Raw genomic sequence first — 17,548 nt, forward strand, 5'->3', positions numbered from 1 at the left:
TTGACTGGTAGCCAACAAAGATCGTTAAATTTCTTACTGCTTCTTCTCCGGCATCAGTACCAACTTGATCAGATTCGGACCAAAGTATTGATTGGCTGCGGCTTTTGTGCTTTCTACGGTCACCTTATTCAACTGCTCACTTTCGTGCAAAACCTCGTCCGGCGCATCGCCGTTGTAGTACTGATTTTGGAGATAGCCCAGCCAGAACTGATTGTCCTTCAGTTGCACTTCGGTTTCACGACGGGTTTCGGCCTTGAACTTAGCAATATCGGCGGGTAAAGCTCCTTTCTGTTTGAGATCATCGATCAATTCCTGCGTTTTGGCAACGAGTTTGTCAACATTTTCGGGCGCACAGCCAAAGTTGATGCGGAAAGTATAGCGCGGCACCGGATACTTGGCATAAGCGGCAGTAGCCCCAACGCCATATACGCCACTTTCTTCCTCCCGAAGTTTCTCGATCAGCTTGATTTCCAGCACTTCGGCCAAGGCATCCAGTTGGGTAGCGGTTTCCGGCGACCACGTAATATCGCCCGTGTAAATCAGCTGCACGGCGGCTTTGGGATCAACGCCTTTATAAACCGTTTTGCTAATCTGCCCTTTGGGTGCCCGGATGCCGAGATCCGTAAATTTCTCCGATTTACCCGTAGCAGGCAGACCACCGAGGTATTTTTCGACCAGCGGCTTTAACTGAGCTTCGTTGACATTACCAACGAAATAGAACGTAAAATCACCGGCATTCGCGAATCGCTCCTGGTAGATTGCCAACGCTCGGTCAAGATCGATTTTGTCCAGGTCTTCGGGTTTGAGCGGTTGCCGCCGGGGGTTGTTGTTGCCCAGCGTAACGGATAACGTATCCTGAAATACGCCCTGTGGTGTTGGTGTATTGATCCGGTTTTGCAAAGCACTCCGCTGATTTGACAGGAAACCTTTCACCACGTCGGAATCTTTGCGCGGCTGCGTAAAGTAGCTGTAGAGCAATTGAAGCGCGGTTTCCAGATCTTTCGGAGCCGCGCTGCCGTTGACGCCTTCGCTCAGTTCGCCCACATACGGAAACACGCTCACCTGTTTGCCCGACAGAAACTTGCCCAGTTGAATCTGATTGTAGGCACCCGTTCCGCCCATTGCCGCCAGCGTAGACGAGAACCGCGCCGACTGAAAGTCTTTCAGGTCATACAGGGAGGTTCCGCCAAGGCTACTCGCCGAAAACAGAATCTGATCGTTCTTGAAATTAGTGGGTTTCACGACCACATGAACACCATTTTTCAACGTCCACTCGGTCACGCCGATGTCCTTGATCTGCTTTTCGCTTACCACCGGCGAAGCAGTTGGCTGGGTAGCCAACAAAGGCGTACTAAGCGTTTTGTCTTCATAAGCCGTCAGCCCTTTCCCTGCATCATCAACGTAGCCAATGATCTGCTCCACCGTTGGCAGATTGGCTTTTTCTTTCTCGGGGGCCATAACGATAACGGCCCGGTTGTCGTTGTGAATAAACTGATCGACGAGCGCATTGACTTCGGCGAGCTTGATACCATCCTGCTCTTTCTTCAGGAAGTTGTAATAAAACTCAATGCTGGTGTATGGTTCTTTATCCGTGAAGTTCTGTACGTACTCATTCACGTAATTGGCCGAACGGGTTTTGTCCCGTTCGCTGTAGGCCTGTTCCACACTGGTCATAAACTCCTGCTTGGCACGAGCCAGCTCCGTTGGTGTAAAGCCAAACTGTTTCACACGGGCATTTTCATCGAGCACCGCCCGGATAGCCCGTTCAACGTTTCCTTCTTTTGCCACGGCAATGGAGGTAAACGCATCGAGGTTGCCCAGGAAATCGCTGTAATTGCTGTAACCACCCAAAAATGGCGGATCGGCACGTTGCGTCAATTCCTGAATCCGGTTGCCAAGCATGGTGTTGAATAAGCCCCGTTTGATGCTCTCCCGTAGATCGTTCAGTGTTTTTTCCTTGATTTCGGGCCGCTTGTAAATGACCTGCACTACCGTATTGGGCTGTTCGGGGTCCGTAACAATAACTACTTTCGTGTCTTTGTGCGCCGGAATGTCATATTCGGTACGCGGCCTAGGGCTTTTAACCGCGGGAATCCGGCCGAATTTTTCGCGGATGATTCCTTCCACCTGCTTCATATCGAAATCCCCAACGGCAATAACGGCCATCAAATCGGGGCGATACCAATCTTTGTAAAATTGCCGCAGCACTTCGGGCTTGAACGTGGTCAACACCTGCTCGGTTCCGATGGGCAGTCGCTTGGCATACTGCGAGTTGTTCAGAAGAACCGGAAAATACTTATCCCGTATCCGCTGACCGGCCCCGCGCCCTAGCCGCCGTTCTTCCAGAATGACACCGCGTTCTTTATCGACTTCGATTGGGTCTATGGTCGCGTTGTGTGCCCAGTCTTCGAGGATTTGAAAGGCCTGACGGAAGACATGGGCAGAATCCGTCGGAACGGGCAGTTGATAGACCGTTTCGTCGAAGCCCGTGTAGGCATTCAGATCGGCCCCGAAACGCACCCCTGCCGATTGCAGGAAGTTGACCAGTTCATTTTTAGGGAAATTCTTCGTGCCATTAAACTCCATATGCTCCATGAAGTGGGCCAGCCCCTGCTGGTTGTCATTTTCCAGCACCGAGCCCGCGCGAATGACCAGCCGCAGTTCAGCCCGTTTTTTTGGCTCTGCATTTTTACGGATGTAATAGGTCAGCCCATTGGGCAGTTTCCCAACTTTAACGTCGGGGTCGAGTGGGATCGGGCTGTTGAGGTTGGAAAATGTGGTCTGCGAGGACCGGAGGGTGGGCTTTGTCGCAGCTGACTTAGCTTTGGGTGCAGATTGAGCCAGCACCAGGGTTGCGCTGAGCAACAGGCTCAGGCATAAAGGAAAACGTACCATTCGGTCGCTTGAATTGGGTTTTGGTTGTTGACTAGGAACTATGGAATAATAACGCTGCGAAAGAGGGAATCGTTTAGTGTTTCCACACCAGAAGCATGGCAACCAGAACCGACGCGATCAGGGATAGCCAGCAAAGTAAAATGACCCATTTAATGGGAATTTCCCACATCGGCGCATGAAGCGTCACCGATTCATCGTCGAGGCCGACTTCACCATAGAAATTTCGGGAGCAGAACTCGTTCCAATCCGAATAGTCGGCATAGCAGGCCAGAGTATCCAGAAACGATGCCGAGGAAACGGCCGACGATACCCAGAATGCCTGCAACTCGTGGGCGTCTACCTGACGGTTTGTGTGAAGGAAAATCAGTTGGCTCAACGACTCAAAATCGCGCAGACGCCAGTGTGACGACTGCTCCCAGCGTAGAATGTGTTCGATTTGCTGTTTGAGTTCGTTGGTATGACTGCTCATACCCTAATAATACTGATTTTTGTTTTTACATGTCGTGTCTGCTTCAGGAAACGAACGCAGTCTCGATTTCACGCATATCTGATTTCGGCGCGTCGCAGGTTGAACACGTATAATCAATTGGCAAATCACGGAAGGCGATGCCGGCGAAGATGCCGCGTCGAGCGTCTCCGTAGTGAGCGTCGTAGACCGTAAAGCAGTGGCGACACTGGTGGACAACTGTAGTATCTGCGGGTAGAGCTGATTCTGTTCTTTCTTTTTCTACCCGAACCGTTTCTACCCGCTCCTGCGACCGGCGCGCGTTAAACTTCCGACACAAACGATTTAACTGGTTGGGCACGTGCATTTTCAACAATCCTTTTTCAGCCAGGTGATAAGTCCGGCTGTTGGGATTAAAATTCTCTGTGTAATACAAATCATACACGCTGAACAGGGCCAATTGCCCTAGCCGAATTAAAGGACGTTTTCGAATTAAAACAGACCCGAACACTTCTGATTTAGCGCGCGTCTGGACACCAAAACAAAGGCCGAATGTCCGGGTGTCATTTTTCTCGAAATACCGGATCACGTAATTCTTCAATTCCGTACCGGCATCGGTATGGTCTTCGGTTTGCCAAGCTAACTCATTGGCCGCATGGCGCACGTTGATGTTGTGTTTACCCAATACATACGACCAGGCAGCACGGTCTTTCTCTTCAATGCCTTTGACAATGAGCGATTTCCAGGGAGTAACACACAATTCTCCGATGCGGGTTTTGAGGCATAAGGCACAGACATCCAGTAGAAAAGCAATCGAAAACTGCTCATCCCGACGGTAAAGCCCCAACCACGAACGCTCCCCGTACCGGTTAAATCCTTCGTAGTAGGGCAGCGAAAAATCAGGCAGTTCAACCTCTTCATGGGCAGGTTGGGTAATAAAATTCTGTCCGCCCGTAACGAGCTTATACAAAGCTTCTTCGCGCACATACTCCTGTTTTAGCATAGCCTCTTCAACCGCCTTGGCCAGTCGACCAATGTCGTTGGTGTATACCAGCTCCGGCCATCGAAACAGGCCATTGTGCTGTTTCGGGCGGACGTACAGATACCAGAAATGAGGTTCGGATGAAGCGATAAAATTGAGATTTCCGGTGAAGAACGGTGTAAAACTCTGGTTCGAATCAGACAGGTTTACCTTGAGTTGTGGTTGATAATCAAATTGGTCCAGCACCGTATGGTATTCGCTTTCCCGCAGCCAGGCCCCCGTTCGGAACACATTTTCTCCGCAGTAGGAGCTAATGATATTGGGGTACTGCTCCGTATTCAACTCGTACGCAATCTGATGCTGTTTCAGGTCTTTTTCCAGAAACCGCATGTCTTCGTAATGCACCGTCATTAGTAATTGCTGACGGGCACCAAAGCGTACCCGCCGAACCTTCGCTTCATAAGCCAGCGACAATATCGTTTGCAGCGTGCCGGGCGAAACAATCCCGGCGGGCATGTTGATTTTTACGTTGTAGTAGTCGCGCATTGTTTTTGTTTTGTAGAGACGCATACTTGCGTCTCAGCATGCGGCAGCAACACTAGAAAGCTAAGACGCAAATGTGCGTCTCTACACTAATTCGCTCATGGATAAAAGAATACTTCGCACTTCCGGGCGACATGAGCCACAGCCGGTTCCAGCCCCGGTCTTCTGGCATAACTGCTGAAAATCCGTGCAACCTGCCTGGATAGCCCGCTCCAGGTTGCCCTGGCCAACCGTATTGCAGGAACAGACCAGCTTGCCTTCCAGCGGATCAACTTGTTTGCTGGCCCGCAGGAGTTGAAGTCGTTTTTCGGATAGTTCGGTGCCATTGGCAATCAATTCCCGAAACTCGGCAAACTCATTCTTGTCGCCCACTAAAATAGCTCCGACTAGCTTATCTCCCTGAACGATGCACTTTTTATAGTACCGTTTCGACTTGTCGATAAAGACGATCTCTTCGTAGTCGCGCCCAGCATTGACGGGCACTTCGGTCAGTCCCATACTGCACAGGTGCAAGCCTTCCATTTTTAGAATACTGATGGCGAGGCTGCCCTTATAAGGCTGTGAAATATCACCGGCGATGAAGCGAGCCGCCGTTTCGGCCTGTTGCTCGGCGGCAAGGGTAATGCCCCACATCTCGCCATTCCACTGCGCCACTTCGCCAGCGGCAAAAATGTCGGGGTCGGAAGTTTGCAGGTAATCGTTCACCACCACGCCCCGGTTGCAGCTGAGACCGGCTTCGCGGGCGAGTTCGATGTTGGGAACCGTACCAATAGCCATCACCACTACCTGACAATGAAGCTTTTTGCCCGACTTCAGTTGAATTCCATCAACGGTATCGGTTCCCATAAAAGTCTGCACCTCTTCGTTAAAATAAATTTCGATACCCCGGTCAATGAGTTCCAGGTACAGCAGTTCGCTGGCTAGCGAGTCAAGCTGACGTTCCATAAACCGGCCGGCCCGCTGAATAACCGTTACCCGTACCTGTATCTGCCGCAACGAAGCGGCTAGTTCAAGCCCCAGCAGTCCACCACCCACAATGACGGCATGTGGGTCGTTCTGATTCAGGAATGGCAGGAGCGAATCCGCATCGAGCCGCGAGCGCATGTTGAAGATTCCCGGCAAACGGGGAATTCCTTTAGGCATAAATGCCCGGCTACCCGTACCGAGTATAATTTTGTCGTAGGTATGTTCCACACCGTTGGTGTCGATCACCACCTTCGCGTTCCGGTCGATATGGGCAATGCCTACCCCTTTATGCACAACGATGCGGGCTTCGGCAAACTGGTCTTCCCGCAACTTGACCAGTTGGTCCCACGATTGCGCTCCGCTGATGTAATCGGGCAACAAAACACGGTTATAGAACGGGTAGATTTCTTTGGAGAAAACATGAAGCTCGTCATCGACCGGCGTTACAGGACTCTCAACACGGCCTGACTTCAAGGCTCGATACGCATTGATAAAGCCTAGTCCGGCCGATCCGGCCCCGATAATGATAATTTTTTCGACGGGCTTGCTATACGGAACAACCTCGACTGCCGAAAACTTAAAATCTGGTTCTTTAGAGCGGGGATCGACAAGCGCATTCGTCAGGTTGTTGGCCCGATTCAGGTGGCGACCCTCCGACGATCCGGCCATTACCTTTCCCCAGTGCATGGGTAAGAAACACAAACCAGGACGAACATCCTCCGTGAGTTGCGCCTTTACCCGAACTTCTCCCCGGCGACCCCGAACCTCAACCAATTGCCCCTCTTCAATGCCCCGTGCTTTCGCATCGGCCGGGTGGATTTGCAGGAAGGGCTGTGGACTGTGCTGATTCAACTTGGCCACACGCCCGGTCTTGGTCATGGTGTGCCACTGGTCGCGGATACGACCAGTGGTTAAGATGAGCGGAAAGTCTTCGTCGGTAGGTTCGGAAGTATTCTCGTCGGGCACAGCATAGATTTGCGCCCGACCGTTAGGCGTGTAGAATGTATGGTTGGTAAAGAGCCGTTTTGTTCCGGTCTGGTTTTCGCGATTTCCCGCCGGGATAGGCGGTTTCCGGTTTAGCTCCTTACTTTCTTCTTTTGGATAAGGCCATTGAATGGTGCGCTTTTGCCTGAGCAACTCATAGTTTACGCCGGTTATATCGACGTTGGTCCCTTCAGTAAGCCGGGCGTACTCGTCATAAACAGCCGACGTATTCGCATAGGAGAAGGCATCATCATAACCCATTTTCTGCGCAAATCGCCAGATAATTTCCGAATCGGGTAAGGCTTCGCCGGGTGCGTCGAGCACTTTAGGCAAGTGCGCAATCCGGCGTTCGGCATTGGTCATCGTTCCCTCTTTTTCGAGCCAGGCCGCAGCAGGCAGCACTACATCGGCAAACGGCACCGTATCCGCCCGGTTCGATACGTCCTGCACGACAACAAACCGCGCGTTTTTCAGAGCGGCCTCGGCAGCATTGACATCCGGCATACTAACCAACGGATTGGTGTTGATAATCCAGATGGCCTTCAATTTATCATCAGCCAGCGCATCGAACATTTCGGTGGCCGTCAGACCCGGCTTTGCCGCAATGTTAACCGGGCTATTCCAGAAGGCTTCGACCTCGGCCCGGTGAGCGGCATTCGTTACCTCGCGGTGGGCAGGCAGCACGTTGGCCAAACCACCCGTTTCGCGACCACCCATCGCATTAGGCTGACCCGTGAGCGAGAATGGGCCGTTGCCGGGCTTGCCAATGCGCCCCGTAATCAGGTGTAGGTTGATAAGCGACAGGTTTTTGTTTACCCCGATGACCGACTGGTTCAGCCCCATCGTCCAGAGCGACAGAAAGCCTTTCGACCGGCCGATCCACTCAGCTGCCTGCCGAATGGCATTGGCCGAAACACCACAAATGTCGGCGGCTTCAGTAAGGCTGCGCTGCATCACCTGCTCGCTGTAGGCGGTAAATCCATCGGCATGGTTAGCAATAAACTCAGCGTCAATATCACCATTCTCGATCAGCAATCGACCGATGGCGTTGTTCAACACAATGTCGGTACCGGGCCGAAGGGGCAAATGAAGATCCGACGAACGGGCCGTATCGGTTCGGCGCGGATCGACACAAATGATTTTGACGGTTGGATTGGCCGCTTTATGGGCTTCAATCCGTCGCCATAAAATAGGGTGGCACCAGGCCGGATTGGCCCCCTCGACCAGAAAAACGTCGGCTTCTTCGATATCATCGTAGCAAACCGGCACCGAATCTTCGCCCAGCGACAGTTTGTAGCCCACCACCGCCGAACTCATGCACAGGCGGGAGTTGGTGTCGATGTTGTTTGAGCCGATAAAGCCTTTGATGAGTTTATTGACCAGGTAATATTCTTCCGTCAGGCATTGCCCCGACACATAAAACGCAACTGAGTCCGGACCGTATTTCTGAATAAACGTTTTGAATACCGCAGCTGTCCGCTCCAGCGCGGCATCCCAACTCACCCGTTGCATAGGCATATTGCGGTTGAGACGCATCTGCGGATACAGCAGCCGATCCGACTGATCCATGACGGTGTAATGCAGATTCATGCCTTTCGAGCACAGCATACCCCGATTGGATGGGTGCTGTTTGTCGCCCTCAACGGTCAATCGTCCGTTCGGTTCCTGTTTGACTACAATTCCACAGCCAACACCACAATAGCAACAGGTCGTTTGATGAGTCATTGTTCTTTATATTAAGAGCGAATCGTGTAGCGTTCGGAATGAGATTGGCTTTCAACGTAGTTATTCTGAACGCTACACGATTCACGACTTATTCCTCACTAGTCAAGCTGGCTGCAATTCGGTTTCGGCCGGTTCGACAACGACCGCTTTGCTGAAATTCACCAGAAATAAAAGCAGTCCTATGGCCGCTACAGCACACCCAATGTACAGGAACGCTTGCCCGTAACTGATTGATTGCGACTTGAACAGGAACGCCATCAGCATACCGCCCAGATTGCCTCCGGCACCAACCACACCCGATATAGCACCGACAGCTTTCGGATTCACGAAAGGCACAATAGCGTAGGTGCTGCCATTCGACATTTTCAGGAACAGCGCAAACGTGATCATAGACAGAATCGCCATGGGTAAGCTACCCGCCTGGGCAAACAGCATAATGCCCACACCTTCCAGCACCAGCATACCTGCCAGCAAAACACCCTTGCCACGCATACCGTATTTGCTACCCACTTTATCGGCGACGATACCGCCGAGGGCGCGGGCAAAGATGTTCATCCCCCCAAACAACATTGCCCAGAAACCGGCTTCAGTTTCAGCCAACTTGAAGTTGTCGAAGAAATAAAGGGCGGCTACGCCATCAAACGTAATTTCCATACCGAAGCAGCAGGCATAGGCCAGCGCCAGCGCCCACACCCGAATATCGGCACAGGCGGCCCAGAAGCTTACTTTCTCACTGGTTGCCACCGAGCGCTCAATTTCGTCCGGTCCGGCGCTCCGGTAGTTACCAGCAGGCGTATCTTTCGTGAAGCGGTAGTAAATGAACGCCATAACAAGCATCAGAACGCCCGGTACGATCATTGCCAGACGCCACGCTTCGTGCTTGGTGTAGCCAAACCCAACAATGGTGGCCATAATCAGCGGCATGGCCAGTTGCGTGATGCCACCGCCCAGGTTACCCCAGCCACCAGCCACGGCATTGGCTGTTCCCTTAATATTAGGCGCAAACATAATCGACGTGTGGAACTGCGTAATCACGAAGGAGGCCCCAATGACGCCAATGGCCAGACGAAACAACAGGAAAGTGGTGTAATCATACGCCAGCCCAACGAACATGACCGGCAAAGAACCCAATACGAGCAAAGCGGTGTAGGTTTTCCGCGGTCCCCAGGTATCGCACAGCCGACCAATCACCAGTCGGGCCAGGATCGTAGCGGATACCGCAGCAATAATGGTGTTGCCCACCTGCGGTTTCGTCAGCCCTAAGTCAGCCCGGATAGCGGGCATCAGCGGGGCCAGCCCGAACCAGCCGAAGAAACAGACGAAGAAGGTGAGCCAGGTGATGTGGAAAGTACGCATCTGCACACCGCTAAAACGGAAGACATTCAACGATTCGAGAGGTTTATTCGTTTGCATGGTTTGATCAACTAAAAGAGTTTACGATTAATAGGCAATAGCCTGTTTATCAATTTACTAGCACATCCGTCACGGCTTAATTGCCGTCGGCTTCGTATAGAAGAAATCCGGGCGGATATTGATCATCAGGTACGACCAGGTACCGATGTGGTTCTTCTCACCCATCGTCCCCTGTTTGGTGTATTCCAGGCTGTTCGTTCCATTCATAACCGAGTAGCCGAATTCCAGACTGGTAAATTTGTTGAGCACATAGTTGGCCACAAAGTCATATTCTATACCCAGTTTGTTCGAGAGCAGTGCTCCGACGGGTGCATCCGGCATTTTGTTGTACGTCGGTGCAGCCAGCGCGAAATAGTGAACATCGAAGGTGGTTGTCAGTCGGGTACTGGTGTATTTGAATTTCAGGAACGCATCCTGCAAGCCGCCCGCGGGCGATCCCGTTCCTACATAGAAGTAGTCCATATAACCCCAGTGGCGGTGCGGTGTGCCATATAGCGGGTCGAAGCGGCTGGTTTCACCCGATTGGATCGTTGTGGCATTGTTACCCGAAAGCACCTCATAACCAGGGCCAAAGCTCAATAGTCCTTTCTGAAACATGACATTACCGCCGTAATGGTAGGCTTTTCTGATACTGAGGCCGTCGCGGTCTTTGCCATTTTGCCCGTAAGCAAACACCTGCCACTGTACTTTACCCAATTTAGCTGCGTCGCTCCCTAGCTGACCGACCAGCATGGCCCCGTACGTTACCCGCGAATTAGTACCCGCTACATCGTAACGTCTCCCATATACGTAACCTGCCGTAGCACTTCCCAGCGAATCGGGCCGGTACTTCTGAAAATCATCTTTAAAGAGTAGCGCCGAGAATTTCGTCTGCCCGGATGCCGGACCGCCAAACTTGCGTGTCAGGTAAACCATCTGGAACGACTTAAATTGCTGGTTCTGGCCGTTTGTGCTCAGGGGAGTTGCCAAGACCGGAGCTCCCCCTTTACCGGCCGTCGGGATGAAGCCTGCCGGAATGTTTAGTGATACGTTCTGGGTCGATAGGGCCGATACGGGGACGTTTCCCGGCGTGTAGTTATCTCCCACCGTACCAAAGGCATCGGTGTTCTGATTGAATCCAACCCCGAGGTCGAGCGCCCAGCCCATGTGCTGCGCTTTCAGCAGAGCCGCATCGAAGCGACGCCCCTGCTGGAGCCAGTCGAGATTACCCAATAGCCGAACATCATCGTATACCAGCTCCTGACGGCCAATTTTAAGGGAAAGATGCTGGATAGGTCGAAATTTAATGGTTGTGTCCGCTCTGTTGATGAGGCTCACTTCGGCCCAGGCTTCGTGAACCATCAGACGATTGCCATCGGCGTTATTGATCGTGGATGCGTCCTGCCCCCACACCCGAACGTCCTGAATGACGGTCTGAAACTGGACACGATCCCATTTATAGCCGAACGTCAGCCGAGTACGCTGCGACGTAAAGAAAGCAGCCGGAGCATCTCTCGGCGGCAGGTTACCAACGCCATTTCGCCGTTCGGTTCGGGTACGAAGCTGCCCGACAAGTGAGATTTGTGCGACCCCTGTTGACCAGGTTACCAGCAGCAGAATACCGGCAATGGCCAATCGGTTGAATGTATACTTCATGAGAATAGGCAATCCGATTAAGAAGAAAATGAACAGCGAAGACAATAGCGAGTGTACCTGCCCAGAAATGGGTAAGAACGTGTGTACCAGACCGGACGGGTGGTTCTGAAAGGACTACGGCGAAGACTGGCGGGCTACAGTGCGGCCAGTGGCGGTGAGAGGTCGATTTGCTTTAGCTGCTTTTTTTCATTTTCTTTGACATGTTTGTGTTTTTCGCATAGACAACCCTGTTTTGGCCGATCCAAAGGTGCCCCCACACCGGATCGGCTTTTTTGTTTGTGGTTTGCCATTTCTGGTTCGCTGCCGCCAACGACAGAACCCTTATCAGCAAACTGATTAATAGGCCATAGAAAAGTTGCGCATCGACTCCGCCAGGTAAGACGGATGTAACGAAACAACCTCACCGATGACCAGCACAGCGGGCGCCCCCACGCCTTGCTCTGCCGCCAATTGTGGCATATTCCAGACCTGACCAATGACGCACTGTTCATCGGCACGCGTCCCGTTCTGCACAATCGCCATGGGCAAATGGCCGCGTCCGGCCGTGCAGAAAATGGTGCATATCTCCTTTACTTTGCGCATGCCCATCAACACAACAATGGTTGCTTTCGACTGAGCGGCCAGGTACAGATCATCCGAAAGTTCGCCATTCCGTGTAGTACCGGTAATGACCCAAAAGCTTTCGCTAACACCCCGGCTCGTTACGGGAATACCCTGCGACGCCGGTGCGGCTATACTACTCGATACGCCCGGCACAACTTCGCAGTCAATGGCGTATTGCCGTACGTATTCACACTCTTCGAAGCCACGCCCAAATACGTACGGATCGCCCCCTTTAAGCCGAACCACATGGCCATGCTCCTGCGCACACCGAACAATCAGCTCGTTGATTTCTTCTTGTGTAAACGACGCCTGACCCGCCCGTTTACCTACGTAGATTTTCAGCGCCTGTTCAGGTGCGAAATCCAGTAATGTGTGGTTGGCCAGATCGTCATATAAAACGACATCTGCCTGCCGAAGCGCCCTGACTCCTTTCAGAGTGATCAGTTCGCCATCGCCCGGACCCGCCCCCACGAGTGTTAGCTTTGGCATCATTTGACTTTACCGTTTATACTGGAATAGTACTATTTAACTATCTATAGGCGAATTATACTATGCCTTATTTTCAGTTCAAAAGTAGATATGAAATTCTTAAAAACAAGCTTTTTTCAAAAAAATGTGTTTCATAATCAACCTATAACCGAATAATAGGCTAGGATTTACAAAAAACACCTCTTACTTTTGACTTGCCTATTTTGGGAGGAAAAAGGCATATTTATCAGTAAAGTGCAATAATAAACCGGGGTTTTCATAATGATATAGTTACAATTAACTATGAACACAAACAAAAACACGCGTGTCGTCGTCATTGGCAATGGCATGGTAGGCTACAAATTCTGCGAAAAATTGGTAGCTAAAGAAAAAAATGGTCAACAATTCACCGTTACGGTTTTTGGGGAAGAACCGCGCGTAGCGTACGACCGGGTTCATTTAAGTGCTTATTTCGATGGCAAAACGGCCGACGATCTGACACTGGCGCCCCAGCGCTGGTATGCCGAAAATGATATTACGCTTTACCTCACCGATCCGGTCGTAGACATCGACCGGGAACGGAAAGAGGTTCGCTCACACCACGGCATCGTAGTACCTTATGACTATCTGGTACTGGCTACGGGTTCGGGGGCATTTGTGCCGCCCGTAGCTGGTGTGGAAAAAGACGGCGTGTTTGTGTACCGTACGATCGAAGACCTCGACCTTATTCAAGACTATGCGCGCAAAGTCCGACCTGGATTAACCAGGCGCGGGGCCGTACTGGGTGGCGGTTTATTAGGTTTGGAAGCGGCTAAAGCTCTACTCGATCTGGGCCTGGACGAAGCCCACGTCGTTGAGTTTGCCCCCCGGCTGATGCCCCGGCAAATTGATGACGCCGGATCGGGCATTCTGCAGCATCAACTGGAATCGCTGGGGCTAACGATTCACTTATCGAAGAGTACGCAGGAAATCACGGGCAACGATGCCATTACCGGAATGCAGTTTGCGGATGGGTCACACATTGACGTCGATATGCTGGTTATATCGGCCGGTATTCGTCCCCGCGATGAACTTGCTAAAGCATCGGGCCTTGAGACCCATCCGCGCGGGGGCATCCTGGTCGACAATTACCTGCAAACATCGGACCCGTCTATTTTTGCCATTGGCGAGTGTGCCGTCGCTCACCACATGATTTATGGGCTGGTGGCCCCCGGCTACGAGATGGCCGAGGTGGTAGCCGCCCGCCTGACGGGGTTTGAAAAAGAGTTCAAGCCGTACGACATGTCCACGAAGCTGAAGCTGATCGGCACTGACGTGGGTTCCTTCGGCGATCCATTTGCGTCGGACTGTAAAACGATTGTCTACGAAAATAAAGCAAAAGGTATCTATAAGCGGGTCAATATCTCGGCGGATGGGAAAGAGTTATTGGGCGGTATTCTGGTTGGTGATGCCGAACAGTACAATATGCTGCTGCAAACCTGCAAAAACAAAACCATTCTCCCGCCCGATCCCGAAGATCTGATTCTGGGGTCAAGGGGTGGCGAGGAAGCAGGAGCAGGTGTCATGGGCCTTCCGGACGATGCGCTGATTTGTTCCTGCGAAGCGATAACCAAAGCCATGCTTTGCCACGAGATTGGGGAGAATGGCCACAATACCGTTGATGCACTCAAGAAAGCGACCAAAGCCTGCACGGGTTGCGGAGGCTGCACGCCCATGGTGAAAGACATCATTCAGGGCGTGCTGAAGCAGAAAGGCGTATATATTCGGAATATCCTGTGCGAACACTTCGACTACACACGACAGGAGCTATTGGATCTGGTCAAAATCAACAGACTGAAGACGTTCGATACGGTTCTGGACCACATCGGCAAAGGCGATGGGTGCGAAGTGTGTAAGCCCGCCGTGGCGTCGATTCTGGCAAGCCTATGGAACGAGAACATTCTGGAAAAAGGACGGGCGACAATTCAGGATTCAAACGACCGGTTTCTGGCCAATATCCAGAAAGGCGGCACCTATTCGGTTGTGCCCCGCATTCCGGGTGGCGAGATCACGCCCGACAAGCTGATCGTGATTGGTCAGGTTGCCAAGAAATACGGCCTTTACACCAAGATTACCGGGGGCCAGCGCATTGATCTCTTCGGGGCTCACGTTGGTGATCTGCCCGTCATTTGGGAGGAACTCATAGCGGCTGGCTTCGAGAGCGGTCACGCATACGGCAAGTCGCTGCGCACCGTGAAAAGCTGCGTAGGCAGCACCTGGTGCCGGTACGGCGTGCAGGACTCGGTTTCGTTTGCCATCGAGGTCGAGGAACGATACAAGGGCATTCGGTCCCCGCACAAACTCAAATCGGGGGTTTCGGGCTGCGTCCGGGAGTGTGCCGAAGCGCAGAGCAAAGATTTTGGCATCATTGCCACCGAAAAAGGGTGGAATCTGTACATAGGTGGCAACGGAGGCTCGAAGCCCCAGCACGCCCAGCTGCTTGCATCCGATGTAAACAAAGAGACCTGTACCCGTTACATCGACCGATTCCTGATGTTCTACATCAAAACGGCCGATCCACTCACGCGTACGGCAACCTGGATGAACAAGCTGGAAGGCGGCATGACGTATCTGCGCGCCGTTGTCGTCGATGACGTACTTGGAATCGCCAGTGATCTTGAGCGCGAGATGCAATTGCTGGTCGATACGTTCAAATGCGAATGGAAAGAAGCTGTCGAAAACCCGGCGCTACGCGCGCGGTTTGCGCACTTCGTCAATGCGCCCGAACAGAAAGATCCAAGCGTTGCCTTCGAGTCGTTACGCGATCAGAAACGAGCAAAAGAGTGGGTTTAGTTTTATCATTTTTAATAACGGCTTCGGCCAGGCAGATCAAAGCCGTTACTAAATCAAAATCCTAGTACAATCATGGAAACGCTCACAATCAATACCAATAAAATCACCTGGCACGCGGCCTGTGCAACCGACCACATTCCTGAAGATGGCGGTGCCTGCGTTTTGCTCAATGGCCGGCAGATCGCCGTTTTCAACTTCACCCGCCGGGGCGAGTGGTATGCCACGGATAACGAATGTCCGCACCGCCAGCAAATGGCTCTGTCCCGCGGTATGATCGGTAGTCAGGGCGCAGAACCTAAGGTCGCCTGCCCATTCCACAAAAAAACATTCTCGCTTGAAACGGGCGCTTGCCTCAACGACGACGGGTACGCAATAAATACGTTTCCCGTAAAGGCCGTGGATGGGATTGTGTATATTGGACTATGAGATTCGGGGTACGGTTTGTTTAGTGGGGGCAGGTTCTCAAACCTGCCCCCACAGGAATGAGCAACCATCTGCCCCCACGGAAACCCTTACAGAAAAACAGATTCCTGTTCGCCTGCCAAATACCGTACACCGCAAACCGACTTTTCATGACTCAACTCGATCAACAGGTAGCCAGCCGATTAACCCGGTTTTATATGATGGCCCTCGCCGTCATTGCCGTGCTTTCGCTAAGTGGTTTACTGTTTATCAAGCACACAATCAGCACGCATTACAACGACAGCCGGGTTATGAACGTGGCTGGGCGCCAACGGATGCTGAGCCAGCGGTTGACCAAACTGGCCATGCTCCAAATCCAGGGCCTCGCTACTGCCGATACCGTTTCGGCCGACTCACTGCTTCATTCCTGGGCCCAAAGCCACATACAGTTACGAACGGGTATACTGCCTATGGAAAAGCTGTATACCGTTCGGAAAAGCCGACAGCTCGATAGCATGTTTACGCGCATTGAGCCACTTTTCCAGTCGATCTACCAGAGTTTTGTTCGGATCAACAACCCGAAAACGACGCTTAACGACAAAAAAGCCGCTCTTGGGGTTATTCTGCAGAATGAGTTTCCTTTTCTGCAACAGATGAACGATATTGTTTTTCAGTTCGATACGGAAAGCTTTGATCGGGTCAAGCAACTTGAACGAATAGAATGGCTGCTGACGATGGCCACCCTGCTGACGTTATTGATCGAGGGCCTGTTTATTTTCAGACCAGTGGTCAATCATACCAGGCATGTCATTCGTCAGTTGGCACGGTCAGAAAAAGCGCTTCAGCTCGCCAATAACCGTATGGAAATTGCTAACCGCGAGCTGGAGGCAACCAATCAGAACCTGGCAGCCTCGAATCAAAAACTGGTGGATACCCAGCAGGAACTGGTTCGCACGACTCAGGAAAAGTATCAGCTGCAATTGGCTGAAGATACGGTTCGGTCGGCGGCCTTGCTGGAAGGCCAGGAAGAGGAACGCCGACGCTTTGCCCGCGAGCTGCACGATGGCATAGGCCAGATGCTGACCGGCTTGAAGCTACAGGCAGAGAAGTTGAAGTCGACTTCGTTTGTCGACGAAAAACAGCGACTTCGTTTTTCCGACCTATGCGACCTCATTGCCGACACGATTCAAACGACACGGCAGATTTCGTATAATTTGATGCCATCGACATTAAGCGATTTCGGTTTGGGCTCGACGTTGCAGCTACTGGCCGAACAAACAACGCGCTCAACGGGCCTTAACATTGTCTTTAACGGCCCTACGGATGCCCGGCGACTGAATTCGGCCATGGAGATTGGTTTATATCGTATTGCGCAGGAAGCGTTGCACAATGCCGTGAAATATGCCGATGCGCAGCTAATTAAAATTACCTTACAGCAACAAACCAGTAAACTGGTTCTGACTATTGACGACGATGGCAAAGGGTTCGTTATGAAAACGGTGCCAACCGATGAAAAAAACCTACGCGCGATCAATGGCCTCAATAACATGCGTACGCGAAGCCGTTTATTGAATGGTGTACTGACCATTACGTCGAAACCGAAGAAGGGGACGAAAGTCCGGGTGAGCGTTGATTTATCCAATAACCTTAACTAG

Annotated in this window: 10 protein-coding genes; 3 read left to right on the top strand and 7 right to left on the bottom strand. The window is 52.0% G+C overall.

Annotated elements, in window-relative coordinates:
- Positions 1-33 precede the first annotated feature (33 nt).
- The 7 genes from ACYU8Y_RS06155 to cobA form a co-directional block, all read right to left on the bottom strand.
- Positions 34-2,895: a M16 family metallopeptidase gene (locus tag ACYU8Y_RS06155; RefSeq protein ID WP_460935271.1), complete on the bottom strand. Its 2,862-nt coding sequence runs from the start codon at positions 2,893-2,895 to the stop codon at positions 34-36.
- A gap of 73 nt (positions 2,896-2,968) precedes the next feature.
- Positions 2,969-3,364 carry a hypothetical protein gene (locus ACYU8Y_RS06160; RefSeq protein WP_460935273.1) on the bottom strand — a complete coding sequence of 132 codons (396 nt, stop codon included), beginning with the start codon at positions 3,362-3,364 and terminating at the stop codon, positions 2,969-2,971.
- A 43-nt stretch (positions 3,365-3,407) separates the two neighbouring features.
- Positions 3,408-4,868 carry a rubredoxin gene (locus ACYU8Y_RS06165; RefSeq protein ID WP_460935550.1) on the bottom strand — a complete coding sequence of 487 codons (1,461 nt, stop codon included), beginning with the start codon at positions 4,866-4,868 and terminating at the stop codon, positions 3,408-3,410.
- 81 nt (positions 4,869-4,949) lie between these two features.
- Positions 4,950-8,540: a molybdopterin-dependent oxidoreductase gene (locus tag ACYU8Y_RS06170; RefSeq protein WP_460935275.1), complete on the bottom strand. Its 3,591-nt coding sequence runs from the start codon at positions 8,538-8,540 to the stop codon at positions 4,950-4,952.
- 102 nt (positions 8,541-8,642) lie between these two features.
- Positions 8,643-9,953, bottom strand: coding sequence for a NarK family nitrate/nitrite MFS transporter (locus ACYU8Y_RS06175; RefSeq protein WP_460935277.1), 1,311 nt, complete (start codon positions 9,951-9,953; stop codon positions 8,643-8,645).
- 69 nt (positions 9,954-10,022) lie between these two features.
- A complete protein-coding gene (locus ACYU8Y_RS06180; RefSeq protein ID WP_460935279.1) occupies positions 10,023-11,588 on the bottom strand; it encodes an alginate export family protein in 1,566 nt (521 codons plus the stop codon).
- A 336-nt stretch (positions 11,589-11,924) separates the two neighbouring features.
- Positions 11,925-12,683, bottom strand: a complete 759-nt coding sequence (gene cobA, locus ACYU8Y_RS06185) for a uroporphyrinogen-III C-methyltransferase (protein WP_460935281.1) — start codon at positions 12,681-12,683, stop codon at positions 11,925-11,927.
- Positions 12,684-12,962: 279 nt separating this feature from the next.
- Here cobA and nirB point away from each other — a divergent pair, with 279 nt between their 5' ends.
- The 3 genes from nirB (at position 12,963) to ACYU8Y_RS06200 (ending at position 17,548) form a co-directional block, all read left to right on the top strand.
- Entirely contained in the window at positions 12,963-15,491 is a 2,529-nt protein-coding gene (nirB, locus tag ACYU8Y_RS06190; RefSeq protein WP_460935283.1) for a nitrite reductase large subunit NirB, read from the top strand.
- Positions 15,492-15,563: 72 nt separating this feature from the next.
- Positions 15,564-15,917 carry a nitrite reductase small subunit NirD gene (nirD, locus tag ACYU8Y_RS06195; protein WP_460935285.1) on the top strand — a complete coding sequence of 118 codons (354 nt, stop codon included), beginning with the start codon at positions 15,564-15,566 and terminating at the stop codon, positions 15,915-15,917.
- Positions 15,918-16,063: 146 nt separating this feature from the next.
- Positions 16,064-17,548, top strand: a complete 1,485-nt coding sequence (locus ACYU8Y_RS06200; RefSeq protein ID WP_460935286.1) for an ATP-binding protein — start codon at positions 16,064-16,066, stop codon at positions 17,546-17,548.

The organism is Spirosoma humi, from assembly GCF_054776575.1.